General features: G+C 71.9%; 22 protein-coding genes. 8 read left to right on the top strand and 14 right to left on the bottom strand.

Annotated features, from left to right (window positions below; all coding sequences use genetic code 11):
* Positions 1-301 precede the first annotated feature (301 nt).
* Positions 302-2,386, top strand: coding sequence for an MFS transporter (locus BU198_RS30920; RefSeq protein ID WP_188300161.1), 2,085 nt, complete (start codon positions 302-304; stop codon positions 2,384-2,386).
* A gap of 37 nt (positions 2,387-2,423) precedes the next feature.
* A complete protein-coding gene (locus BU198_RS30915) occupies positions 2,424-2,903 on the top strand; it encodes a CYTH domain-containing protein (protein WP_188300160.1) in 480 nt (159 codons plus the stop codon).
* A 14-nt stretch (positions 2,904-2,917) separates the two neighbouring features.
* Here BU198_RS30915 and BU198_RS30910 read toward each other — a convergent pair whose 3' ends face one another.
* Positions 2,918-3,409: a MarR family winged helix-turn-helix transcriptional regulator gene (locus BU198_RS30910; RefSeq protein WP_188300159.1), complete on the bottom strand. Its 492-nt coding sequence runs from the start codon at positions 3,407-3,409 to the stop codon at positions 2,918-2,920.
* A 20-nt stretch (positions 3,410-3,429) separates the two neighbouring features.
* On the opposite strand from BU198_RS30910, the gene BU198_RS30905 reads away from it, so the two are divergent.
* Positions 3,430-3,867, top strand: coding sequence for a cupin domain-containing protein (locus tag BU198_RS30905; RefSeq protein ID WP_223245189.1), 438 nt, complete (start codon positions 3,430-3,432; stop codon positions 3,865-3,867).
* Positions 3,868-3,936: 69 nt separating this feature from the next.
* Positions 3,937-4,260 carry an antibiotic biosynthesis monooxygenase family protein gene (locus BU198_RS30900; protein ID WP_188300158.1) on the top strand — a complete coding sequence of 108 codons (324 nt, stop codon included), beginning with the start codon at positions 3,937-3,939 and terminating at the stop codon, positions 4,258-4,260.
* Between the two features lie 62 nt (positions 4,261-4,322).
* On the opposite strand, the gene BU198_RS30895 is transcribed toward BU198_RS30900, so the two are convergent.
* From BU198_RS30895 to BU198_RS30875, 5 genes are all read right to left on the bottom strand, one after another.
* A complete protein-coding gene (locus tag BU198_RS30895) occupies positions 4,323-5,543 on the bottom strand; it encodes an acyltransferase family protein (RefSeq protein WP_188300157.1) in 1,221 nt (406 codons plus the stop codon).
* 70 nt (positions 5,544-5,613) lie between these two features.
* Positions 5,614-6,510, bottom strand: a complete 897-nt coding sequence (locus BU198_RS30890) for a LysR family transcriptional regulator (RefSeq protein WP_188300156.1) — start codon at positions 6,508-6,510, stop codon at positions 5,614-5,616.
* Positions 6,511-6,572: 62 nt separating this feature from the next.
* Positions 6,573-8,867, bottom strand: a complete 2,295-nt coding sequence (locus BU198_RS30885) for an excinuclease ABC subunit UvrA (protein WP_188300155.1) — start codon at positions 8,865-8,867, stop codon at positions 6,573-6,575.
* Between the two features lie 205 nt (positions 8,868-9,072).
* Positions 9,073-9,723 (bottom strand): M15 family metallopeptidase, encoded by a 651-nt coding sequence (locus BU198_RS30880; protein ID WP_188300154.1) that lies wholly within the window; start codon positions 9,721-9,723, stop codon positions 9,073-9,075.
* 65 nt (positions 9,724-9,788) lie between these two features.
* Entirely contained in the window at positions 9,789-11,102 is a 1,314-nt protein-coding gene (locus tag BU198_RS30875; protein WP_188300153.1) for a helix-turn-helix transcriptional regulator, read from the bottom strand.
* A gap of 195 nt (positions 11,103-11,297) precedes the next feature.
* Here BU198_RS30875 and BU198_RS30870 point away from each other — a divergent pair, with 195 nt between their 5' ends.
* Positions 11,298-12,386, top strand: a complete 1,089-nt coding sequence (locus BU198_RS30870; protein WP_188300152.1) for a methyltransferase domain-containing protein — start codon at positions 11,298-11,300, stop codon at positions 12,384-12,386.
* Between the two features lie 218 nt (positions 12,387-12,604).
* The gene (locus BU198_RS30865; RefSeq protein WP_317620392.1) at positions 12,605-13,795 is read left to right on the top strand and encodes a UDP-N-acetylglucosamine--N-acetylmuramyl-(pentapeptide) pyrophosphoryl-undecaprenol N-acetylglucosamine transferase; all 1,191 of its coding nucleotides are present in this window, start codon (positions 12,605-12,607) and stop codon (positions 13,793-13,795) included.
* On the opposite strand, the gene BU198_RS30860 is transcribed toward BU198_RS30865, so the two are convergent.
* The 6 genes from BU198_RS30860 to BU198_RS30835 are packed head-to-tail and all read right to left on the bottom strand — an operon-like array spanning position 13,792 to position 18,665.
* Positions 13,792-14,253, bottom strand: coding sequence for a low molecular weight phosphotyrosine protein phosphatase (locus tag BU198_RS30860; protein ID WP_188300151.1), 462 nt, complete (start codon positions 14,251-14,253; stop codon positions 13,792-13,794). The genes BU198_RS30865 and BU198_RS30860 overlap by 4 nt on opposite strands.
* Before the next feature lie 20 nt (positions 14,254-14,273).
* Entirely contained in the window at positions 14,274-15,416 is a 1,143-nt protein-coding gene (locus tag BU198_RS30855) for a DegT/DnrJ/EryC1/StrS family aminotransferase (protein WP_188300150.1), read from the bottom strand.
* A gap of 17 nt (positions 15,417-15,433) precedes the next feature.
* The gene (locus BU198_RS30850; RefSeq protein WP_317620391.1) at positions 15,434-16,393 is read right to left on the bottom strand and encodes an ATP-grasp domain-containing protein; all 960 of its coding nucleotides are present in this window, start codon (positions 16,391-16,393) and stop codon (positions 15,434-15,436) included.
* A gap of 50 nt (positions 16,394-16,443) precedes the next feature.
* On the bottom strand, positions 16,444-17,418 hold the full coding sequence (gene rfbB, locus BU198_RS30845; RefSeq protein ID WP_188300149.1) for a dTDP-glucose 4,6-dehydratase: 975 nt from the start codon (positions 17,416-17,418) through the stop codon (positions 16,444-16,446).
* A gap of 36 nt (positions 17,419-17,454) precedes the next feature.
* Positions 17,455-18,009, bottom strand: a complete 555-nt coding sequence (locus tag BU198_RS30840) for a dTDP-4-dehydrorhamnose 3,5-epimerase family protein (protein ID WP_188300148.1) — start codon at positions 18,007-18,009, stop codon at positions 17,455-17,457.
* Positions 18,006-18,665 carry an ATP-binding protein gene (locus BU198_RS30835; protein WP_188300147.1) on the bottom strand — a complete coding sequence of 220 codons (660 nt, stop codon included), beginning with the start codon at positions 18,663-18,665 and terminating at the stop codon, positions 18,006-18,008. The genes BU198_RS30840 and BU198_RS30835 overlap by 4 nt, the downstream gene beginning before the upstream one ends.
* Before the next feature lie 220 nt (positions 18,666-18,885).
* On the opposite strand from BU198_RS30835, the gene BU198_RS30830 reads away from it, so the two are divergent.
* Positions 18,886-20,163 (top strand): transcriptional regulator, encoded by a 1,278-nt coding sequence (locus BU198_RS30830; RefSeq protein ID WP_223245188.1) that lies wholly within the window; start codon positions 18,886-18,888, stop codon positions 20,161-20,163.
* Between the two features lie 280 nt (positions 20,164-20,443).
* Entirely contained in the window at positions 20,444-21,238 is a 795-nt protein-coding gene (locus BU198_RS30825; RefSeq protein WP_188300146.1) for a helix-turn-helix domain-containing protein, read from the top strand.
* Here BU198_RS30825 and BU198_RS30820 read toward each other — a convergent pair.
* A complete protein-coding gene (locus BU198_RS30820) occupies positions 21,235-22,071 on the bottom strand; it encodes an ECF transporter S component (RefSeq protein ID WP_188300145.1) in 837 nt (278 codons plus the stop codon). The two genes, BU198_RS30825 and BU198_RS30820, sit on opposite strands and share 4 nt — an antisense overlap.
* Positions 22,068-22,871 (bottom strand): ATP-binding cassette domain-containing protein (locus tag BU198_RS30815; protein ID WP_188300144.1); only part of this gene is annotated, 804 nt, incomplete at its 5' end. The genes BU198_RS30815 and BU198_RS30820, both read right to left, overlap by 4 nt.

The following is a 22,871-nucleotide window of genomic DNA, read 5'->3' as shown; positions in this document are numbered from 1 at the left end:
ATTCCGCGGGCGGATGTTTCGGTCGTTCGGCGTACGTTCCGAGCGGGCCGGGCGCACGATCGCGCCTGATTATGCAGGACTGTCCGGAGGGTGGACAGGGGCGTCCGCCCCTCGGCGGGGATGTTGTGCCGGTTGGTGCCGGTTGGCTCCTCCGAGAACGTCCGGGGCGCGGCGGTTGTCCCCGGCGCTTACGCTCGGCTCAACCCGATGGAACATTTCGGGACGAACCGACCAGCGCGGTGAGCTGGGAGTGATCATCCGCACGGCCCGGCCGACGGGCCCGCGACCCCATGGAGACGCCATGACGGATCCGCGCGCCGCGTCCGAGAGCCCCGCGGGCGGGAGCGCCGCGGGCGGGAACGGCCCGCCGGCGGTCACCGTCCCCAACCTCTGGGTGCCGATCGGGGCCCTGCTGCTGGCGATGCTGCTCGCGGCCCTCGACCAGACCATCGTCTCCACCGCGCTGCCGACCATCGTCAGCGACCTCGGCGGCCTCGACCACCTCTCCTGGGTGGTCACCGCCTACCTGCTGGCCTCCACCGCCGCCACCCCGCTGTGGGGCAAGCTCGGCGACATGTACGGCCGGAAGCGCTTCTTCCAGGCCTCCATCGTGATCTTCCTGCTCGGCTCGGTGCTCTGCGGGATCGCCCAGAACATGGGCGAGCTGATCGCCTTCCGCGCCCTCCAGGGCCTGGGCGGCGGCGGGCTGATGGTGCTCTCCCAGGCGATCGTCGGCGACCTCGTCGCCCCCCGGGACCGCGGCCGCTACCAGGGCCTCTTCGGCGCCGTGTTCGGCGTCACCAGCGTGCTCGGACCGCTGCTCGGCGGGGTGTTCGTCGACCACCTCAGCTGGCGCTGGGTCTTCTACATCAACCTGCCGATCGGCATCGTCGCCCTGGTGGTGATCGCGGCGGTGCTGCACGGGACTGAGGTCCGGCGCGAGCACCGGATCGACTACCCGGGCACCGCCCTGATCGCCGCCGTCGCCACCTGCCTGGTGCTGATGACCTCGCTCGGCGGGACCACCTGGGCCTGGAGCTCCTGGCAGATCGTCGGCCTCGGCGTGCTCGGGCTGGTGCTGCTGCTCGCCTTCGTCCTGGTCGAACGGACCGCGGTGGAGCCGGTGCTGCCGCTGTGGCTGTTCCGCTCGCGGACGTTCAGCCTGGTCGCGGTGATCTCCTTCGTGATCGGCTTCGCGATGTTCGGCGCGCTGACCTACCTGCCGACCTTCCTCCAGGTGGTCCAGCAGGTCTCGCCCACCATGTCCGGCATCCACATGCTGCCGATGGTGCTCGGGATGCTGCTCACCTCGATCGGCTCGGGACAGATCGTCGCCCGCACCGGCCGCTACCGGGCCTTCCCGATCGCCGGGACGGCCGTGACCACCGTCGGACTGCTGCTGCTCTCCCGGCTGGACGAGCACAGCAGCACCGCCGAGATGAGCCTCTACTTCCTGGTCTTCGGCCTCGGACTCGGCCTGGTGATGCAGGTGCTGGTGTTGATCGTGCAGAACTCGGTCGGCTACGAGGACCTCGGCGTGGCCACCGCGGGCGCCACCTTCTTCCGCTCCATCGGGGCGTCCTTCGGCGTCTCCATCTTCGGGACGATCTTCGCGAGCGGGCTGCGCAGCCGGCTCGCCGACGCCCTGGCGGGGGTGCCGCTGCCGCCCGGATTCCGGCCGGAGGTCATCACCTCCGACCCCCGGGTCATTCCCCAGCTGCCGGCCGCCGTCCAGCCAGGGGTCTACCACGCGTACGCCGAGTCGATCACCAGGGTGTTCCTGTACGCGGTGCCGATCGCGGTGGTCGCCTTCGTGCTGTCGCTGTTCCTGCGTGAACAGAAGCTGCGCTCCACCGTCACCGCGCCGGACCTGAGCGAGTCCATCGGGGTCAACCCGGTGGAGCGCAGCTCGCTGGACGAGATCGCCCGCGCGCTCGCCGTGCTGAACAGCCGTGAGGCCCGGCGCGACCTCTTCCGGCGGATCACCGAGACCGCCGGGCTGGACCTGCTGCCCGCCTCCAGCTGGCTGCTCCTCCAGATGCACCAGCACGGCTCGGTCGAGCCGGCCGAACTGGCCGAGCGGCGGGTCGTACCGGTCTCCGTCATCGAGGAGGCCGTCCGGGAGGTGGAGGGCCGGGGGCTGGCGGCGCGGGCCGGCCGGCTGCCGCTGCGGCTCACCGAACAGGGCGAGGAGGCGGCCCTGCGACTGGTCGCCGCCCGGCGCACCCAGCTCGCCGAACTGCTGGGGGACTGGGACGAGCAGCGGCACGCCGAACTCGCCGGGCTGCTGAACCGGCTCAGCTCCTCGCTCTGCGCGGACCGGCGCGACCGGCCGGACCCGGCGGGGCCGGAGGGGCCGTACCGTGGGGAGGGGCGGTCGTTCTGACGGCCCCTTCGCCGTGTCGGGGAAGGATGGTGCGGCCATGCCGCTCGAAATCGAGCGCAAGTTCCTGCTGGGTGCCTTCGAGCCACCGGAGACGGCGGTGCGGCAGCACATCGAGCAGGGCTACATCGCGATCAAGGACGACGGGACGGAGGTACGGCTGCGGCGGATCGGCGGCAGCCGCGTCCTCGGCGTCAAGCGGAAGGCCTCCTCGGCCGGCGCGCCGGTCCGGATCGAGGTGGAACGCGAGCTGGAGGAGCGGGAGTTCACCGAACTCTGGCCGGCCACCGAGGGCGCCCGCCTGGTCAAGGAGCGCTACACCTTCGACGCGTCCGGCGTCACCGTCTACGCGGACGTCTACCAGGGCGAGTTGGCCGGGCTGCGCACCGTCGAGGTCGAGTTCGGCTCGGAGGCGGAGGCGGCGGCGTTCTCGGCGCCGGAGTGGTTCGGCGCCGAGGTCACCGGCGTGAAGGCGTACAAGAACCAGACCCTCGCGACCCGCGGACTGCCCGACTCCTGACGCCGGTACGGGGCTTACGGCGTGCCGAACCAGCGCGGGGTGTCGAGGCGGAACGGGTCGCCGGGGGCGAGCCGGCGCAGCCCGTCCTCCAGCTGCCGCAGCTGCTCCTCGCCCAGGGCCGCCGACCACTCCTCGCGCAGCTCGTCGAAGATCCGGGCCGAGCGGACCAGGCAGTCCACCCCGCGCCCGGTGAGCCGGACCAGCTTGCGCCGGGTGTCGGCGGGGTCGGCGGCGCGCTCGACGTAGCCGAGCTGTTCCAGGTTGTCGACGGTCTTGCCCGCCGCCTGCTTGGTGACGCCGAGACGGCGGCCGAGCTCGGAGGCGGTGGTGCCCTGCGGGCCGATCGCCTGGAAGACGAAGCCGTGCATGGGGCGCAGGTCGGGATGGCCCTCGCGGGCGATGCGCTCGTGCAGCTCGTCGATGATCGTCCGGAAGGCGAGCAGCAGGCGAAGCGGCAGCTCGAAGCCCGGCGGGGGCGGTTCGCTTGACACGATAGACAACCTCATTGACCATATAGACAACTTCATTGTCCATCGTAGGGGGTTCCTTCGCCATGCCCGTCATCCGCTCCGCCGATGCCCGCCGCACCTCGACCCCGAACGCCGTCATGACCACCTACGCCTCGCCCACCCAGGGCTCCGCCGCCCTCGCCGTCTGGCACGTGGACATGACCGCCGGCGCGCGGGGCCCGCTGCACGCCATGGACACCGAGCAGGTCTGGACGCTGCTCACCGGCAGCGCCCGGGTCGACCTCGCGGGGGAGGCCCTCACCCTCGCCGCCGGGGACACCGCGGTCCTCCCGGCCGGCGCCGTCCGGCAGATCGCCACCACCGACGGCTTCACCGCCGTCGTCGCCTCCCCCTCGCCCGCCCACGCCTACAACCCCGACGCCCGCACCCCCGAGGGCGCCTGCGGCCTCGCCCCGCGCGACGACCAGCGCGTCCTCCCGCCGTGGATCGCCTGAGCCGCGGCTTGTGAGGTGTAGCAGACTGCTCCCCGTAAGCAGTCACCGGAGCAGAAGGAGTGTGCGCCAATGTCCGTCGTCAAGATCAACGTCCTGACGGTGCCGGCCGAACAGCGCGAGGTGCTGGAGCAGCGCTTCGCCTCCCGGGCCGGCGCGGTGGAGAACTCGGACGGCTTCGAGTGGTTCGAACTCCTCCGCCCCGTCGAGGGAACCGACCAGTACCTGGTCTACACCCGCTGGCGCAGCGAGGAGGACTTCAAGGCCTGGATGGAGGGCCCGATGAAGGCCGCCCACCAGAACGGCGCCTCCGGCGAGGCCCCCAAGCGCCCCGCCGCCTCCGGCTCGACCCTCTGGTCCTTCGAGGTCGTCCAGTCCGCGGGCCCCAAGGCCTGACGCCGCGCGGTTCGACGGGCCGTCGCCGGCCGCCCGTGGGGTGGCCGGCGACGGATTCGTGCCTAGCGGGCCAGTGGGCTGGTGGGGGACGGGAGCCGGGGGCTCGGGAGGGAGCGAGCCAGCAGGCGGCGGAGGTGCGGGGTGAGCGGCTTCTCGACGAAGCGGTAGAGCAGCCAGGCGGCGAGGAGCATCGCCGTGGTGACGGAGACCAGCGTCGTCCAGGCGCCGAGGCGCTCGTTCCAGCGCCAGATCAGTCGCACGCCGACCGACTGGTGGATGAGGTAGAGCGGGTAGGAGATCGCCCCGGCGACGGGGAGCCAGCGCCACTGGATCCTGTCCAGCTTGCCCAGCGCCACGAGGAACATCAGGCCGTACATGGCGGTGATGGCGGTCAGGCAGGCCTTCCAGTCGATGCCGTGTCCCTCGGCGGCCATGACCGCGGGCAGGTGTTGCTGGACCAGCAACCAGGACAGGACCAGGATGCCGAGCGTTTCGCCCGTGATCCGGCCCTCCTTGCGGAGCAGGAAGAAGGCCACGCCCGCGATGAAGAACGGCGCCCAGTCGGGGAAGAGGAGCGTGTCGAGCAGGGGAATGCCGGCCTTCGGCACGAACACGCCGGCCAGTGCCCAGCACCAGCAGAAGGTGGAGACCCGGCGGACGTTGGTGCCCAGCAGGACGACGACGGAGAAGATGATGTAGAAGCGCAGCTCGATCCAGAGCGTCCAGGAGACGGTGTCCACGTGCCGTACCCCCAGCGGTTCGTGGAGCATCGTCAGGTTGGTCAGCATCTGGCTGAGCGTGATCCGTTGTTCGCCCGGGGGGTGGGGGCCGTAGCGGTTGGCGAGCGTGCCGATCACGACCGCGGCCCAGTAGAGCGGGAACAGCCTCAGGACCCGGCTCTGCCAGAACTTCTGCAGCGACTTGCCCCAGCTGGACATGCAGATGACGAAGCCACTGATCATGAAGAAGAACACCACGCCGAGCCAGCCGAACCCGGCGAGGCGGTGGAGCCGGGGGAAGAGCTCCGTCGAGGTCCGCTGCCAGGGGACGGTTTCCGCCCCGGCCAGGTAGTGGAAGCCGAGCACCGACACGGCGGCGACGAGGCGCAGCCCGTCGAGCACCAGGATGCGCGGCGGGCGTGCGGCCTTCGGTGGGAGGCCCGGTGCGCCGGCGTCGCCGGTGGCCGCGGCCGGGCGGTCCTGGCGAAGGGGGAGGACGGTCGTGCTGCCCGGTGGTGCGGGTTCCAGGGGGAGTCCCCCGACGGGTGTGAGCTTTTCGGTCATCGTGTTCTCTGGAATTTATGCGGCGCCCACGGCGCCGATGGTCTTTCGGTGAGGGTCGAACCTCGTGATCCTAGAGGAACGGGGCCGATCCTGACATGGCTGCGACCGTGGCATCGCGCAGGCCAGGGAGGGGTTCGTGGTCGGTGCGCCAGAAGAGGCGGAGGTGGAGGGGCGGGGGGTCGAGGGGGAGGCGGGTGAGGGTGCCGGCGGTGAGGCGGTCGTGGACGGCGGAGGCGGGGAGGAGGGCGATGCCGAGGCCCTGTTCGGCGCAGGCGCGGGTGACGGGGACGGCGCCGGTGTGGAGGCGTCGGACGTGGTGGCCGAGGAGGCGTTCGCCGGCGAGGTGGTAGGAGCAGGCGGGGGAGTCGACGAGGAGGCGGTGGCCGCGGAGGTTCTCGCGGGTGAGGGTGGTGGCGCGGGCGAGGGGGTGGGTGGGGGCGGCGACCAGGGCGAGGGGGACGTGCTGGAGGTCGCGGTGGTCGAGCGGGGCGGGCGGCAGGGGGAAGCCGAGGGCGCCGAGCGGCCCGGGGAGGTCGAGGATGAGGGCCGCCTCCAGGGCTCCGGCGGCGACGCCGGCGAGGAGGGCGTCCCGGGAGGGCTCGGTGTGGAGGGATATGTCCAGGCCGGGCCGTCGGTCGGTGAGGCGGGCCAGGGCCGCGGGGAGGTGGGTGGCGGCGATGGCCGCCAGGACGCCGAGGCGGAGGCGGGCCCGGGTGACGACGACTTCGCGGCGTGCCTGCTCGGCCTGGTCGAGCAGGCGCCGGGACCACGGCAGCAGCCGTTCCCCGGCCGAGGTGAGGGTCATGTCGCGCCTGGCCCGGTCGAACAGGTCGGTGCCGAGGCTGAGTTCGAGGGTGCGGACCTGTTCGGAGACGGAGGACGGGGCGAGCCCGAGCGCCACGGCCGCGCCGGTGACCGTGCGGTGGGTGACGACGGCCTCGAAGACGCGCAACTGACGTAGTTCCACTGGCTCCCCCGAACGCCTTCGTTCCCGGTGCTGCGGGACAGCGTACGGGGGCGCGCCCCGTGCTACCCGGCCGCCGCCTCCGCCAGGGCCCTGCCGGTGAGCGAGTCCGTCCGGCGGGCCAGTTCGGCCGGCGGGCCGGTGAAGAGCAGGCGGCCGCCGTCCGAACCGGCGCCGGGACCGATGTCGATCACGTGATCGGCCTGGGCCACGACGCGGAGGTTGTGCTCGACGACGACCAGGGTCGCGCCCGCGTCCACCAGTTCGGCGAAGAGCCCGTCCAGGCGTTCCACGTCGCTGGGGTGCAGGCCGGTCGTCGGTTCGTCGAGGACGATCCGTTCCTCGGCGAAACCGGCGGAGGCACTGAGGTGCCGGGCGAGCAGGAGGCGCTGCTTCTCGCCGCCGGAGAGGGTGTCGAGCGACTGCCCGACGGCGGTGTAGCCGAGCCCGACGCGCTCCAGCCACCTCATCGGCTCCGCGATGTCCGGGCGGCCGGAGAAGAGTCCGGCCACGGAGCCCGCCGTCATCCGCAGGACGTCCGCGATCGTGTGGCCGTCGAGCTTCGCCTTCAGGGCCGTGGAGTTGAAGCGTTCGCCCCCGCAGGCGTCGCAGGGGGTGGCGACGTCGTCCAGGAAGGCGAGTTCGGTGGTGATGTGGCCCTTGCCCCGGCAGGCGGGGCAGGCCCCCTTGGAGTTGAAGCTGAACCAGGCCGGTTCGAGCCCGGACGCCGCGCCGAACGCCTCGCGCACTCCGTCGGCGACGCCGAGGACGCTCAGCGACATCGACCGTACGCCGCCGCGCAGCGGATCCTGTCCGACCACCGTGAACTCACGGTGCTGGCGCGGGAGTTCGTTGGTGGCGAGGGAGCTCTTGCCGGAGCCCGCGACGCCCGTGACGGCGGTGAGGACACCGATCGGGATGTCGACGTCGAAGCCGGTGAGGTTGTGCGCCGAGGCGCGGACGACCCGGACGTGGTCGCGCGGCTCGCGGACCGTGCGCCGCAACTCCAGCGGGGTGGAGAGCAGCCGCCCGGTGACGGTGTCGCTGGTGCGCAGTTCCTCCGGCGTCCCCTCGAACCGTACGAGGCCGCCGTCCGCCCCCGCGCCCGGCCCCATGTCGACCACGTGGTCGGCGACGCGGATCACCTGGGGGTGGTGCTCCACGACGAGGACGGTGTTGCCCGCGTCGCGCAGCCTCAGCAGGAGCTGGTTGAGCCGCCGCACGTCGGCGGGGTGGAGGCCGGTCGAGGGCTCGTCGAAGACGTAGGTGATGTCGGTGAGGGCGCTGCCGAGGTGCCGGACGATCTTCACCCGCTGGGCCTCGCCGCCGGAGAGGGTCGACGACTCGCGGTCGAGCGAGAGGTAGCCGAGCCCGACCGAGAGCAGCGCGTCCAGCGTGTGCCGGATGCCGGCCAGGGCCGGTGCCACGCGCGGATCGTCCACCGCGTCCAGGAGTTCGCGCAGGTCGGCGACCGACAGGGCCGACCAGTCCACGATCGAACGCCCGTCGACGAGGCTGGCGCGGGCGGCGGCGTTCAGCCGGGCGCCGTCGCACCCGGGGCAGACCCGACGGGTGGTGAGGCGTTCCAGTTCCTCGTGCACCTGCGGGGACATCTTGGTCGGGCGGTTCTTCACGTAGACGTCGCGCATCCGGGTGATGACGCCGTCGAAGCGGGCGGTCTTGGGGAATTGCGGATCGGGGTTCGGCAGTTTGTACTGGTCCGCGTAGAGGAAGAGCCGCATCTCCTCGTCCGTGTAATCCCGCAGCGGCTTCTTCCGGTCGAACAGTCCGCAGTGGGCGAAGCGTTTCCAGCGGTAGACGCCGGGCCGGAACTGGCTGAACCGCACGGGCCCTTCGTCGATGTTCAGGTCCGGGTCGATCAGCTCCTCGACGTCGATGTCGACGACGGTGCCGAGGCCCTCGCAGTCGGGGCACATGCCCGCCGGGTCGTTGAAGGAGTACGCGGGCGAGTACCCGGCGGAGGGCTCACCGATCCGCGAGAACACGAGCCTGAGCAGCGGGGCGATGTCGGAGGCGGTGGAGACGGTCGACCGGGAGTTCCCGGTGAAGCGGCGCTGGTCGATGATCGCGGTGAAGGTGAGGCCGCTCATCGACTGCACCTCGGGCGCCGGCATGTGCGGCAGCCGGTTCCGTACGAAGGAGGCGTACGTGTCGTTCACGAGGCGCTGCGCCTCGGCGGCGACCGTGTCGAGCACGAGCGAGGACTTGCCGGATCCGGAAATTCCCGTGACGACGGTCAGGGCTTTCTTCGGCAGATCCAGGCTGACGTTTCTGAGGTTGTTGACGGCCGCCCCCACGACACGGATGACGGATTCGCCGGTGGAATGCTGAACGCCCATGTCCGCCATCATAGATTTGATCGGCGATTTGCCCGGCGGTTTGTCGGGCGGTTTGTTGGGCCGGGACCAGCCGGCGAGCGTGGCGTCCAGGTACGCCCGCACCGGCGGGAACACGGGGTGCGGTGCGGTGTCGACGCCATCTTGCCCCCGGGCCGGGGCCCCGGCCGGCAGGGCTCCGCCGGGCGCGTGTCGCAGCGGGTGCCTGCTACCGGTGCGCCGGTCCGTAGAGCGCGGACGGCGCGCCGGTGGCCAGCGCCCAGTAGCGGTCCCCGTACGACCAGTGCCACCACTCGGTGGGGTAGTTGACGAGCCCGGCGCCGGTCAGGACGGCACCGAGCAGCCGCCGGTTGGCGCGGGCCCGGGCGCCGATGTTCTCGGCGTGGGTGTAGCAGGCTCCGGCGCTCTCCTCCGGATTGGCGTTGACCCTGGTGCCGAGGTCGAGTTCGCGGCCGTCGGCGTCGACCAGGGTGAGGTCGACGGCGGCCCCGGCGCTGTGCGGCGCGATCTCCGGCGGCGAGACGTAGCGGCTGGCCGCCGACCTGATCCGTTCGTCCGGCCAGCCGGGGTTCGCGGCCCGCAACTCGGCGGCGTACTCGTCGAAGTAGCGGCTCTGGAGCGCCGGCGGCCGGTAGCCCTCGACGAACAGCAGCCGCAGGCCGTCCGGCAGCGCCGCCTGCGCGTCGAGCAGCCGGTCGAGCACGCCGGCCCGCAGGTGCGCGAAGGCCCCGGTGCCGTCCTGCTTGCGCTCGTCGACCGGCAGCGCGGCGCCGCTCCGGACGTCCAGGAGCCGATCGCCGCAGTCCCCGACGGGTATCGCGGCGACCCTCGGGTCGGACATGAGGATGATCTCGCTCAACACGCCTCCTGGGGAAGGGAACCGGCGCTGTGCGAGGGGCGCGCTCCCGTGCGGGTGATGGGCGCTCAGCCTACCCGCAGGCGCTCCAGGAACTCCGGGACGCCGTCGACCCGGCGGTAGCGCTTGAACGCCGGTGCGAGTTCGCGGACCAGGGCCGCGCAGCGGGGTGCGCCGATGCGGGTGGCCAGGTCGAGCGACTCGCCGGTGACGGCCTGGGCCTGCTCGACGTCCCCGGCCTTCAGGCAGCTCCTGGCCTGGTACGTCAGGAAGATGCCGCGGGTCTTGTCCCTGGCGCGGGGCAGCAGGGCCACCCCTTCCGCGATCCTGGCACGGGCGTCGCCCGCCCGGCCGAGGTCCAGGAGGCACTGGCCGGAGTCCACGGCGAGGTCGGCCGGGCTCATCCACGCGCACCACCCGGGTGCGGGGTCGGCGGCTTCGACGGTGAGGGCGGATTCGGCGTCGGACAGGTCCCGGTAGCAGGCGGAGCGGTCGCCGGGTACCGCGTGGGCCCGGGCCCGGCGGAGCAGGAGCAGGGACCGGGCGGTGGGGTGCGAGACACCGTGCAGCGCGTGTCCGAGCTGGTCGACGGAGACCTTCGGCTCCCCGAGCCAGGTGGCCTGGTAGGCGAAGTCGGACAGGACCCCGGCGCCGTGGTCGCGGTCGCCCGCGGCGTGCGCGGATTGCAGGGCGGCCTCCCAGAACTTTCCGGCCGCCCAGTGCCGGCCCTGGTCGAAGCGGTGCCAGCCGCAGGTGGTGGCGAGCGAGGCGGCCAGCCGGTGGAGGCGACGGCCCGTCGTCTCGCCGTACCGGCCCTCCGCGATCAGGTCCGTGACGGTGGCCAGGTGGGCGTCCATCAGGCGGATGGTGTGCTGGCGCTGTTCGGTGGGCAGGGCGGCCAGCTTCCCGCTGGTGTCCTCCAGCCAGTCCACGAGTTCGCCGTCCACGCGCTTGCCGGTCAGGGCCGAGGTGAGGTGTTCGGGCCGGGCGACGGCCCACTGGGCGGCCAGGCCGGTCAGGGAGATCGCGCTGAAGGTCATGAAGCTGTGGCGGTCCATGGCGGCCCTCCGGGTGTCGTGGAGTGCGTGAACGGTGTGGGCGGCCCCCAGCGGCAGCGGTTCGTCGCGCCCGGGCAGCCAGTGGGGCCAGCCGTACGCCTCCAGGTCCGAGACCGGGACGTCGAAGGCTTCGGCGATGAGGAGTTGGGAGTCGGCGTTCGGCGTCTTGCGCCGGTGCTCCCAGCGGCTGATGGCCGTCTTGTCGGCACCGGAGAGGAGCCCGTGACGGCGGGCGGCCTTGTTCAGCTCCGCGACGAGGTCTCCCTGCGACCAGCGGCGCAGTTCGCGGGCGTAGGCGAGGGGGTGTCGGATCGGGTCGTGCACGGGGTCAATCCCATCATCGACAGTGACCGGGAGCTTACTGTGGGCGAAGGCGGGACAACCCCGGGACTACCGGCAATGCCTGTTCGGTGACGGCTCCTTGGGCTGTACTCGACTCGGGCCGGCCGGGCTACTTCCCGGCCGGCCTTCCGCCCCCAACTTGCCCGAACCGTCCAAGCCTTGAGGAGTGACAGCCACATGAGGTGGAGCGCGCTCGCCGATGCCCTCCGGGAGTCCGGGGCGCTGTCGGCCGACTGGGAGCCGGTGTTCCGGGCCGTGCCCCGTGGACTGTTCGTGCCGGACCGGATCCGCCGCGGGGGCGGGTGGATCGACCGGGCGGAACAGCCCGCCGAGTGGGGGGAGGCGGTCGCCTCGGACATCCCGCTCGTGACCCGGCTGGACGAGGACGGCAGCACGCCGTCCTCGTCCAGCTCGATGCCGACCGTCGTGGCCCGGATGCTCTGGCACCTCCAAGTCGCCGACGGCATGCGGGTGCTGGACATCGGCACCGGTTCGGGCTGGACGGCCGCGTTGCTGGCCCGCCGGCTCGGGGCGGAGAACGTCACCACCGTGGAGCTGGACCCCGAACTGTCCGCTGCCGCGCGGTGCCGGCTGGTGGCGAACCGCCTGCCGGTCAGGACCGTGGTCGGCGACGGCATGCTCGGCCACCCGGCGGGTGGGCCGTACGACCGGGTCCACGTCACCGCGGCCGTGCAACGCGTCCCCGGGGCGCTGATCGAGCAGACGGTGCCCGGCGGCGTCATCGTCGTCCCGTACGGCACGGCGTTCTGCAACGGCGGGCTGCTGAAGCTCACCGTCGCCGACGACGGCCGTTCCGCGAGCGGGCCGTTCGTCGAGGACGTCGCCTTCATGTGGGTGCGGGACCAGCGGCCAGGGAGCGGCGAGTTCGAGATCGAGGACGTCCGGTACGGCCCGTCCGCGCTCGACCCCGCCGCCGTGGCCGAGCACACCGACGCGGCCTTCGCGATCGGGCTGCGGCTGCCGGGCCTGTTCCGGCAGGAGGTGTGGGCGGGCTACGACCGGTTCGGTACGGGTCGGTTGGAGGTGTGGGACGGGGTCTCGTACGCCCACTGCCGCCTCGCCGACCGGGACGGCGGGCACGCCGTCTCGCAGTCCGGCCCCCGCAACCTGTGGGACGAGGTGACCGCCGCCCACGCCTGGTGGCAGCGCCAGGGCGAGCCGGGCCTCGACCGCTTCGGCCTGACGGTCACCGATACGGGCGAGCACCGGGTGTGGCTGGACGAGCCGGAGCGCGTGATCGGGTGACGGGGTGGTGTGAAGCGCGTCCCAGGCTTGCGAGCCCGGGACGCGCGGGACTCTGCGCGCTCGCGCCGTCCGTACGTCCAGGAACTGCTCGCCGTTGGGCATGTCCCCCGGGCCGAGCCGAACCCGCCCCACCGGATCCGGCTGCGGGTGCACCTGTCCCTGGTTGGACGCCAGGCGAGACGGGCGGAAGGGCCCGGCGACACTGGTATGTTCCAGACGTGAACCGGGACATCAGCGATCTCGTCTCTCGTCTTGGCCGACCTCTGCGGCTGATCGTCACTGGTGGCGGAACGGGCGGCCACACCTACCCGGCGCTCACTGCTGTCCGCGCCCTGCGCTCGCGGCTCGCCGAGGCCGGTGGTGCGCTGGATGTGCTGTGGATCGGCACCGCCGCCGGCCTTGAGGCCAAGGTGACCGCTGCTGAGAACATCCCCTTCAGGACCGTCGCCACCGGGAAGATCCGGCGCTCCGCCAACCCGATCAAGCTGGTGTCGCCCGCCAACGTCAAGGACATGGGCCGCGTTCCCCTGGGAGTGGCCCAGGCCCGCTCCGCGGTCGCGGACTTCGGCCCGGACGTGGTGCTCGGCACGGGCGGCTACGTCGCGGTGCCGGTCGGAATGGCCGCCCGGATGTGCCACCGGCCGCTGGTGGTCCACGAGCAGACCGTCCGGCTCGGTCTTGGCAACCGGGCGCTGGCTCGGATGGCGACCCGGGTCGCGGTCTCCTCCGAGTCGACACTCCGGTTCCTGCCCGAGTCCGCCCGCGCCACCGCCGTGGTGACCGGCAACCCGGTCCGTCCGGAAGTGCTGACCGGCCAGGGTGACAAGGCGATCCAGGCGCTCGGGCTGTGGGGCTTCGACCGTTCCCTGCCGACCGTGTACGTCACCGGCGGTGCACAGGGCTCCCAGCAGATCAACGAGTTGGTGGGCGAGATCCTGCCGTGGTTGCTCGGGCAAGCCAACGTGGTCCACCAGTGCGGGCCCAGCCACGAGGAGCGGCTCCTGGCACGGGCGGCGGGGCTGCCGGAGCAGTTGCGCTCCAGGTATCTGGTGACCGGCTTCGTCGGTTCGGAGTTGCCGGACGTGCTCGCCCTCGCGGATGTGGTCGTCTCCCGTAGCGGCGCGGGGACGCTGGCCGAGCTGACGGCGCTGGGGCGGGCCGCGGTGTTCATCCCGTTGGCGACGTCGGCGGGGAACGAGCAGGAGCACAACGCCCGTCACCTGGCCGAGGCCGGCGCGGCGGTGGCCCTGCTCGGCCGGGCCGCACCGGACACCCTCCAGGCTGCGATCGGGCCGCTGCTGACGGACCCGGCCCGCCGCGCGGACATCGCGCGACGGGCCGCCGAGCGCGGTCGGCCAGATGCGGCCGACCGCCTCGTGGACGTGCTGCTGTCGGTCGTGGATCGCTAGTTCTTCAGGTCCAGCACGTGTCGGACGGCTCCGGCCTGGATGGTGTCCACACACCCCTGGTACGCGGCGTAGTCGCTCTCCCAGGGATCGGGCACGTCCTCGCCGCTGATGTAGAGGTCGAGCTTGTCGGCGGCCGAGGTGCCGTCCGTCATGGCCTGGAGTTCGGCGAGGACGGCGTGGTCCATGGCCAGCACCGCGTCGGCCCAGTCGAGCATGCGGCGGTTGACCTTCACCGCCCGGTGGTCGCGGATGTCGTATCCGGCGTCCTCGGCCGCACGGATGGCGTTGCTGTGCGCCGGGCCGCCGACATGGCGCTCGCGCAGTCCGGCGGAGCGCACCTCGACCTTCTCCCCACCGACACGGGCGAGGACTGCGGCGGCGAGCGGCGAGCGGTTGTGGTTGCCCAGGCAGACCACCAGGATGCGGTGGCGCTTCGGGTGGCGGAGGGTCTCGCTCATCTTCGGCTCCTTGGTGTCGGTCATGCGGTGGCCTTGATCGCGTCGGCGAGAGCGGCGACCGTGTAGCGGACGCTGTCGTGGGTCATGGCGGGGTGGAACGGCAGGCTGAGGATCCGGCCGGAGACCTGTTCGGTGACCGGCAACGCCCGGTGCCAGGGCGAGAACGCGGCCTGGGTGTGGTTGGGCGGGTAGTGCACGGCGACTCCGATGCCCTGCTCGCGCAGGTGGTGGAAGACGTCATCCCGGTGCTCGTCGAGGACCACCACGCAGTTGAACGGCACGCTGTTCGCCACGTCCAGGTCGACCAGGCGGGCGCCGTCCAGACCGGTCAGTTCGGCCTGGTAGGCGCGCCAGAGGTGCCGGCGCACGGCGGTGGTCTGCGGGAAGTGTTCCAACTGGGCGAGACCGATGGCGGCGTTCAGCTGGGACATGTCGAAGCGCATCCCGGGGCCCTGGACCTCGTAGGAGGTCAGGGAGGCTCGGACATCCTTGGACTGGACGATGCCGAACAGGCGCAGGCTGCGGAGGGTGTCAGCCTCTTCGCGGTCGCGGGGGACGATCGTGCCGCCCTGGCCGGTGGTGAGGTTCTTGATCGGGTCGTGCGAGAAGCAGGTCAGGACGGTGGGGTCGGCGCCGACCATGGTTCCGCTCGGGTGACGGGAGCCGAAGGCGTGGGCGGCGTCTTCGATGATCTGGATGCCCCGGCCGATCAGGTGCTCGCGGATCGGGGTGAGGTTCACGGCCCGGCCGCCGTACAGCACGGGCATGACGGCCCGGGTGTTCGGGGTGAGGGCTTCCAGCACGGTGTCCGGGGTGAGGGCCAGCGTGCAGGGGTCGATCTCGGCGAAGCGGGGTGCGGCGCCGGTCCAGGTGATGGCCTGGACGCCGGCGCAGAAGGTGAGGGAGGGGAGGACGACGTCGTCACCGGGACCGATGCCGATCGACCGCAGCGCGAGGTGGAGCGCCGTGGTGCCGGAGTTCACGGCGACGCTGTCGGTGACGCCGAGCAGGTCGGCGACGCCGGCCTCGAACCGCTCGGTGGCCGGGCCGTGGCCCCACTGGCCACCGGAGAGGACGGCGGCCAGTTCGGCGGCTTCGGTGCCGTGCAGAAGCGGTGCGGCGTTGCGTTCGACGCCCGGGGGCCGGGTGGTGGTCGGGGTCAAGGCTGAGTGCTCCTTCGTCAGAGCGTGCCGGGGACGGCACGGGCCTCGGTGGACAACACGGCGACGTACTTGGTGAGGAAGGTGCCACTGCGGTAGGTGAGCCGCCGGTGGTCGACTGGCTGCTGGAAGAGGCCGTTCACGGCCTGTCGGACCAGGTCGGCTCCCGCTTCCTCGGAGAGCAGGAATCCGGCGGCAAGCCGGGCGTTGATCTCGGTGATGACCACGCGCGGGTCGGTGCCCTCGGTGATGAAACCCTGCACGTCCACCGGGCCGACCGCGCCGATCGCGCGGATCGCCTCGGTGACCCGCTTGGCGGCCTCCGGGTCGTCGATGGTGACGGCGACCACCGACATCCCGGCCTGGACCATCAGGCGCCGTCGCAGGATCACGGAGGTGCGACCGTTGCGGTCCGTCAGACAGTCGGCGGAGAACTCGGTTCCCGTGACACGCTGCTGGACGATCGGGGCAGGCACCAGCTCGCACAGCACGCGGGCCTGCTCACGGGTGCGGCAGAAGTGCACGTCCTTGGAACCTTGGCCCCGACGCGGTTTGACGACCAGCTCGATGCCCTCGGGGACCTGGTCGAGTTGCTCGGGCAGCCATGTCGGCGGGGTGGGTACCCTCGCGACGAGCATCGTCTGGTGGAACTCCCACTTGTCGCCCGCGGCAGTGACGGTGGCCGCGGGCGGCAGCCAGGTTCGCACGCCGGCGCGCCCCAGGTGTCCGCGCAGGTGGACGAGCTGCGGCAGCTCGTTCTCCACGCAGCACATCAGGGCGTCCGGTTCGAGGTCGTGCACCAGCTCCATCAGGTCCGCGGCGTACAGCGGGCTGTCGGCGCGGGCGATGGTGCGAGCAGTGATGCCGGGAGCGAGCAGGCCCGGCGCGAGCGGGTTGGAGTCGGTGCCGATGACCTCGTGGCCGAGCTTGAGGAGGGTGAGTGCCAGGTCGAGGCCGGGGGCTCCGCCGATGCCGGTCACCAGGATGCGGTGAGGCTCCGCCGTGCTCGGGGTCTCCAGGCTCCGGCCCCTCACGCAGCGGCCCGCGCGGGGACGGCGTTCTCCCACCAGTCCGGGTTTCGGCGGTACCAGTCCACGGTTTCGGCAATGCCGGCCGACAGGTCCTGTCGGGGTTGGTAGCCGAGTTGGGCGAGCTTGGACCAGTCCATGGAGTACCGGATGTCGTTGGCGGCCCGGTCGGGCACGTAGGTGACCTGCTTCCAGGTGGCACCGGTCTCGCGCAGGAGCATGCCGGTCAGCTCGATCGTGGTCAGGTCGGTGCCGCCGCCGATGTTGTAGGCCTGGCCGGGGATGCCCTTGTGGAGGACCAGCTCCACTCCGGTGCAGTTGTCGGTGACGTGCAGCCAGTTGCGGACGTGCTCGCCGTTGCCGTGGACAGTGACCTTCTCGCCGGCCAGCAGCCTGGTGACGAACAGCGGGATCAGCTTCTCCGGGAACTGGCGGGGCCCGTAGTTGTTGGAGGAGCGGGTCACGCACACCGGCACGCCGTAACTGGAGTGGTAGGCCAGGGCGATCATGTCGGAGGCTGCCTTGGACGCCGAGTACGGCACGGTGGGGTTCAGCGGGTCGGTCTCGAAGGCCGTGCCGGTGGGCAGGGAGCCGTACACCTCGTCGGTCGAGATGTGGACGAACTTGCGGGTGCCGATGCGGCGGGCGGAGTCGAGGAGCATCTGGGTGCCGAGCACATTGGTGGAGACGAAGCTCCCGGCGTCGGTGAGGGAGCGGTCGACGTGGGATTCGGCGGCGAAGTGGACCACGGCATCGTGGGTCTCCATCAGGGCGTCGACCAGGGTGCGGTTGAGGATGCTGCCCTGGACGAACGTGAACTTCTCGGAGTCGGTGATGCCGTCGAGGTTGCCGAGGTTGCCCGCGTAGGTGAGGGCGTCCAGGACGGTCACCTTGGCGACGTCGTCGGCGTCGATGAGGCGGCGGGCGAAGTGCGATCCGATGAAGCCGGCGCCGCCGGTGATGAGGATGTTCTCCATGGGAGCCACCGATTCTGGGTGAGGTGTGGTGGAGGTTCAGCCGGTGAGAGCGGGCAGCAGCTTGCGGTTCAGTGCCTCGGCGAGGCTCGGGCTGTTGCTCGTGACGATGGAGGCGGGCTCTGTCGGCCATTCGATGGCGAGGTCCGCATCGAGCGGGTCGATCGTCAGGAACTGCTCGGGACGGTGCAGCTCACTGAGCAGGTAGGTCACGCTGGACCGGTCCGCGAGGGCGAAGGTGGCGTGCCCGACACCGGGCGGCACGTACAGGGCGGTCCGCCGCTCGGAATCGAGGTGCTCCAGGCGCCAAGTGCCGAATGCGGCCGATCCGGTACGCAGGTCCACCAGGGCGTCGAGGACCGACCCCTTGGTGCAGGTGACGTACTTGGCGTGGTCGGCGGTGGTGACGCTGATGCCGCGGAGTGCGCCGAGGCGGGAGACGACGGTGTTGGCCTGGGCCACGCTGAACGTCTGGCCGGTAGCCGAATGGAACACGTCCTCCCGGTAGAACTCCTGGAGTGCACCGCGAACATCCCGGTGGGCGTTCGATTCGAAGGCGAACGCCCCGGGGATCGCGAGTGGGCGGGCCCTCATCGGTGGCCGTCCTTGATGAGCCGATCCGGCGTGCTGACGGGGAGAGTCCCTTCGAGGTGGGGCGCGGTGTGGTGGACCAGGAGTCCGAGCATGCCGAGGGCGGCGATGTCGAGCGCAGCCCAGGACGCCGTGCGGAAAGCTCCGCGGCGGTCGCGGTTGGCGAGGGCTGCGCGCGCGGGAACACTGACTCCGCTGACCGGGGTGATGCCGCCAGGCGCGGGGAGCACCAGGTCGATGAGCCGGCGCCGTCCCAGGCGCTGCTCGGGCAGGGCCACTTCGGCCCAGACCCGCTTGCCCCGTGCCGTGCGTTCGGTGCCGTGGCGCGTTGCCAGCTCCTGGATCAGGAACATTCCCCGGCCGTCCTCCGTGTCGGGGCTGCTCTCCCTGGTCTTCGGAAGCACCGGGGAGCTGTCGTAGACCGCGATCAGCGCTCGGTCCCTCATCGGGTTCACGAGCACGCCCACGGTCAGAGCCGCGCTGTCGGTGTGGCAGACGGCGTTGGTGACCAGCTCGGAGGCGACGACGGTGACCGCCGTGGTGGAGTCCGAGTCCAGCCGGACATGCCAGCGAGCCAGCAGTTCGGCCACCTTGTTGCGGGTGAACGGCACCGATGCCGGCTCTCGGGCGATGGGGAAGGCGGCGGCGAATACGCGCATGGTGAGGAAACCCTTCGGGGGCAGGGTTGCACGGGATGCGTCAATCGGGCGGGAGTGGAGAAGACCTAGGACTTCGCCTGGCCCGCGTGATTTGCTGGTAGACAGTCAACTCCACTGAATGCGACGAACTCTGGTGCCACCGAGGGGGCCATTTCTGCGCGGGGGCCGCTTAGGGGGGCCAGGTTCGGGCACTGGACAGTCAGATGCGCAGGGGGCAGGCATGATGGCACCGGACGGCATCGGGGTACTGCTTCGGGAGCGCCGCGAAGCCACCGGCCGTTCCCGCGAAGAACAGGCCTTATTCCTGGAACAGTTCCAGGCCGGGGAGCCGTTCGACGCGGGAAACCTGAAGCGATGGGAGAGGGAGAAAAGGCTCCCGACTCCCCGGTGGTACCAGCTGCTGGCCGAAGGCTACGAGCTGACGTCCCAGGACATCGTCCGGGCGGTGGTCGCCTCCAGGCGCTGGCGCAGGGCAACCCGTCATGCTGACGGCGTTGACGGAGAGGAGGAGAAGACGGTGAAGAGGCGAAGCTTCCTCGGCGCGGCAGCACTGGCGACGGGATTCGCGACGGTGCCGGGCATCGCCGAAGCGCGCGCAGGTATCAACGCAGGGCTGTCCGGCTCCGACGCCGGCGACCTCGCCTATCTCGACGGAGCCTTCGAGCGGCACCGCGGCGGCTACCGCGGGCGCCCGCCGCTTGTTGTCCTCGGTCAGATGCAGGACGATCTCGACCTCCTGCGCGACGTGTTGGGCCGCCCGCACCCGGCCGGTACCCGAACCGACCTCGCGCACACGGCGGCCGGCATCACCGGGCTGGTCGCCATCATCCAGCACGATCGCGGCGACCAGCGCGACGCGCACGGTTGGTTCGCCACCGCCGAACAGGCCGCCCGCGAGTCCGGTGACAAGCAGATGCTCGGCTGGGTACTCGCCCGCCATGCCATGGTCCCGCTGAACTACGGCGCCGCGAACGCCGCCGCCGGCCTCGCTGCCCGTGCGCGGGCCGAGAGTGGCGACTCGCCGACCGCCTCGGCAGCCCTGGCTGCCGCCGTCACCGCCCGCGCCCTCGCCTCGGCCGGTGACCATCAGGGCGCCCTGCGAGCCGTCGCCGACGCCTGCAACATCGCCGAACACCTGGACGGGGCCCAAGCCGCCGACACCTGGTTCGGCTACCCGAGGCAGAAGCACCACGTACACCTGAGCCAGGCCTTCACGCTCATGGGCCGCACCCGCGACGCCTACGCCGAGCAGGAAGCTGCGCTCGCACTCACCCTGTCCCCGTCGATCATGACCCGCGCTCTCCTGGAAATGGACGCCGCCTCCTGCCTTCGCACGGATGGCGATCTCACCGGCGCCGTGGACAAGGCCGTCAGTGTCTGGGAGAAGCTTCCCCCCGCATACCGCGACGGACTGATCCGCACTCGCGCCGCAGCCCTGCACCAGTCCCTGCCCGGCGCAGCACATGACCGCCTCGGGGAAGTGCTGGCCACGCCGTAACGCTCGTCTGCAACGGCTTCAATCGAAATATCAGCCATGCCGGTCGATTGACGAAATGTCATTAACCAGCCCGGGGCTTGCGGGCCCAGGGGCGCGCTGGGGGCTGCGCGCGGGCGCCGTCCGAATGGGTGATCCTGATTGGAGTTTGATGGGGTGTTACGGCATTACGGTGAAGATTGCGATGCCGGGCGCTCGGAAGGGCGCTCGGCGATCGGGCAAGAGTTACCCCGGCGGTGCGCCAACACCCCGGGGTTCGACACCAGGAGAAGAGACCTCCACGATGCAGATTCATCGTATCCCGCAGCACGCCCCCGGGTACACGATCCTCGACAACGGCCACGTCGTCCGTAAGCACGCGCTGAGTTGGGCCGCGCGCGGGCTGCTGAGCTACCTGCTCAGCCTGCCGGACGGGGCGCGTGAGGACGTCCGGACGCTCGCCGCCAAGAGCGTCGAAGGGCGGACGACCGTCGCGCGGGCGCTCAGGGAGCTGGAGGCGGCCGGGCACTACGTGCGGCGGACGCAGCGCGATCCGCTGACCGGGCAGGTGCGGACGGTCGTCTCCGTTCACGAGGTGCCGGTGACGGGCAAGGCGGCGCACACGCTGCCGCCGCTTCCCGTACCTCCGGCCGCCGGTGCCCCAGCTCCAGGCAAGCCAGGCGGCGGGAAGGCGGGAAGCCCGTCCAAGGAACCGGAAACGAAGGATGTGGAAGAACCTTCCGTCCGTCCCTCCGAGAAGTTGACGGCGGGCATGGCGCTGCTGCTCGAACTCGGCCGCCGGGAGCCGAGGATGGCCCTGGCGGGCAAGCCGCTCACCGACCAGGCCGCGCGGGTGGAGGGGCTGCTCGCGGGCGGGTGGACGCGGGACGCGCTGGCGGGGATCATCGCTGCGCCCCTGCCGGACAGGGTCACGCACAGCGTCGGCGCCATCGTGGCGGCGCGGATCGCCAAGGTGCCGGTCGTTCCGGCACCCAGGCAGGATGGCGACGGGCCGCGCAGGCACGAGTGCCCCGGGCGGGGCGGGATGTGCGGGCGGCCCGTCGCCGGGGCCGGGCAGGTGTGCGGGGCGTGCCGTTAGGGCTCCGGCGGGCGGAAGGTGACCGGGGCGTCGAAGGCGGCGCGGCGGGTGGTGCGGCGCAGGGCGCGCAGGACGGGGGTGCCCAGGGTGAGGCACAGGACGACCGTGAGGACGGCCCGGGGCAGGTCCCAGCCCAGCGACGTGGTCAGGCAGTACGCCGCGAAGCGGACCAGGTTGGCGGGCAGCGGGTCGCCGGGGACGAAGGAGATGGAGCCGGCCAGGCCGCCGATGTACGGCCAGCCCTGGAGGTTCATGATCGTGCCGTACAGCAGGGACGCGACCGCTCCGTACCCGGCGAGCAGCAGGAGTTCGCGGCGGCCGCGCAGGGCGGAGGCCCCGGGCAGCAGCCCGGCGCCGAGGCAGACCCACCCCATGGCGAGCATCTGGAACGGCAGCCACGGCCCGACCCCGCCGGTCAGCAGCGCGGAGGCGAACATCGACAGCGAGCCGAGCACGAAGCCGAAGCCCGGGCCGAGCACCCGTCCGGACAGCACCATCAGGAAGAACATCGGCTCCAGCCCCGCCGTCCCCGCGCCGAGCGGACGCAGCGCCGCGCCCGCCGCCGCCAGCACGCCCAGCAGGGCCACCGACTTGGCGTCCAGGCCGGGAGCCCCGCCGCCCGCCGAGCGGCCCTCCGAGATCTGGGCGATGACGACGGCGAGCAGAAGCGGCAGCAGCAGGGCGAACAGCCACGGCGCGTCCGCCGAGTGGCCGACCAGCGCCGATCCGGTCGAGGCGAGCAGCGGCCAGCCGAAGGCGGCGACACCGACCAGGGAGACCGACAGCAGTGCCGCGACGGACCGGCGTCCCAGCGGGACGGGACGAGTACTCATGCGCCCGGCGCCTCCGTACCCGGCGCCCCCGTGCCCAGCGCCTCCGTACCCGGCGCCCCCGTGCCCAGTGCCTCCGCGACCTGCCGGACGGTGAGCCACGGCCCCGGCGCCAGCACCTTGGCGACCTGCGGGGCGAAGGCCGGCGAGGAGACCACCACCTCCGAGGTCGGGCCGTCCGCGACGATCTCGCCCTCGGCCAGGATCACCGTGCGGTGGGCGAGTTCGGCGGCCAGTTCGACGTCGTGGGTGGCCAGCAGCACGGCGTGGCCCTCGGCGGCCAACGAGCGCAGGATCTCCACCAGCCGGGCCTTGGCGGCGTAGTCGAGGCCGCGGGTCGGCTCGTCCAGGAGCAGCAGCGGGGGCCTGGCGGTGAGTACGACGGAGAGGGCGAGGGTGAGCCGCTGGCCCTCGGAGAGGTCGCGCGGGTGGGTGTCGTCGGCGATGCCGGGCAGCAGGCGTTCGACCAGGGCGCGACAGGTGCCGGCGGCGGCGCCCGCGTCGGTGTCGGCGGCGGCGCACTCGGCGGCGACCGACTCGCCGTACAGCAGGTCGCGCGGGTCCTGCGGGACGAGGCCGACCTCACGGATCAGGTCGGCGGGGCGGGTGCGGTGCGGGGTGCGCCCGCCGACCCGGACGCTGCCCGAGGCGGGGGAGTGCAGGCCGACCAGGCTGCCCAGCAGGGTGGACTTGCCGGCGCCGTTGCGGCCCATCAGGGCGGTGATCTCGCCGGGGCGCAGTGCGAGGTCCACGCCGCGCAGCGCCGGGACGGGGCCGCGCCGGACGGCGAGGCGGCCGGCGGT

This window comes from Streptomyces sp. CBMA156 (genome assembly GCF_014596515.1).
GTDB lineage: Bacteria > Actinomycetota > Actinomycetes > Streptomycetales > Streptomycetaceae > Kitasatospora.
Note: the sequence above shows the minus strand (reverse complement) of the source record. Positions and strands in the feature narration are given on the sequence as shown.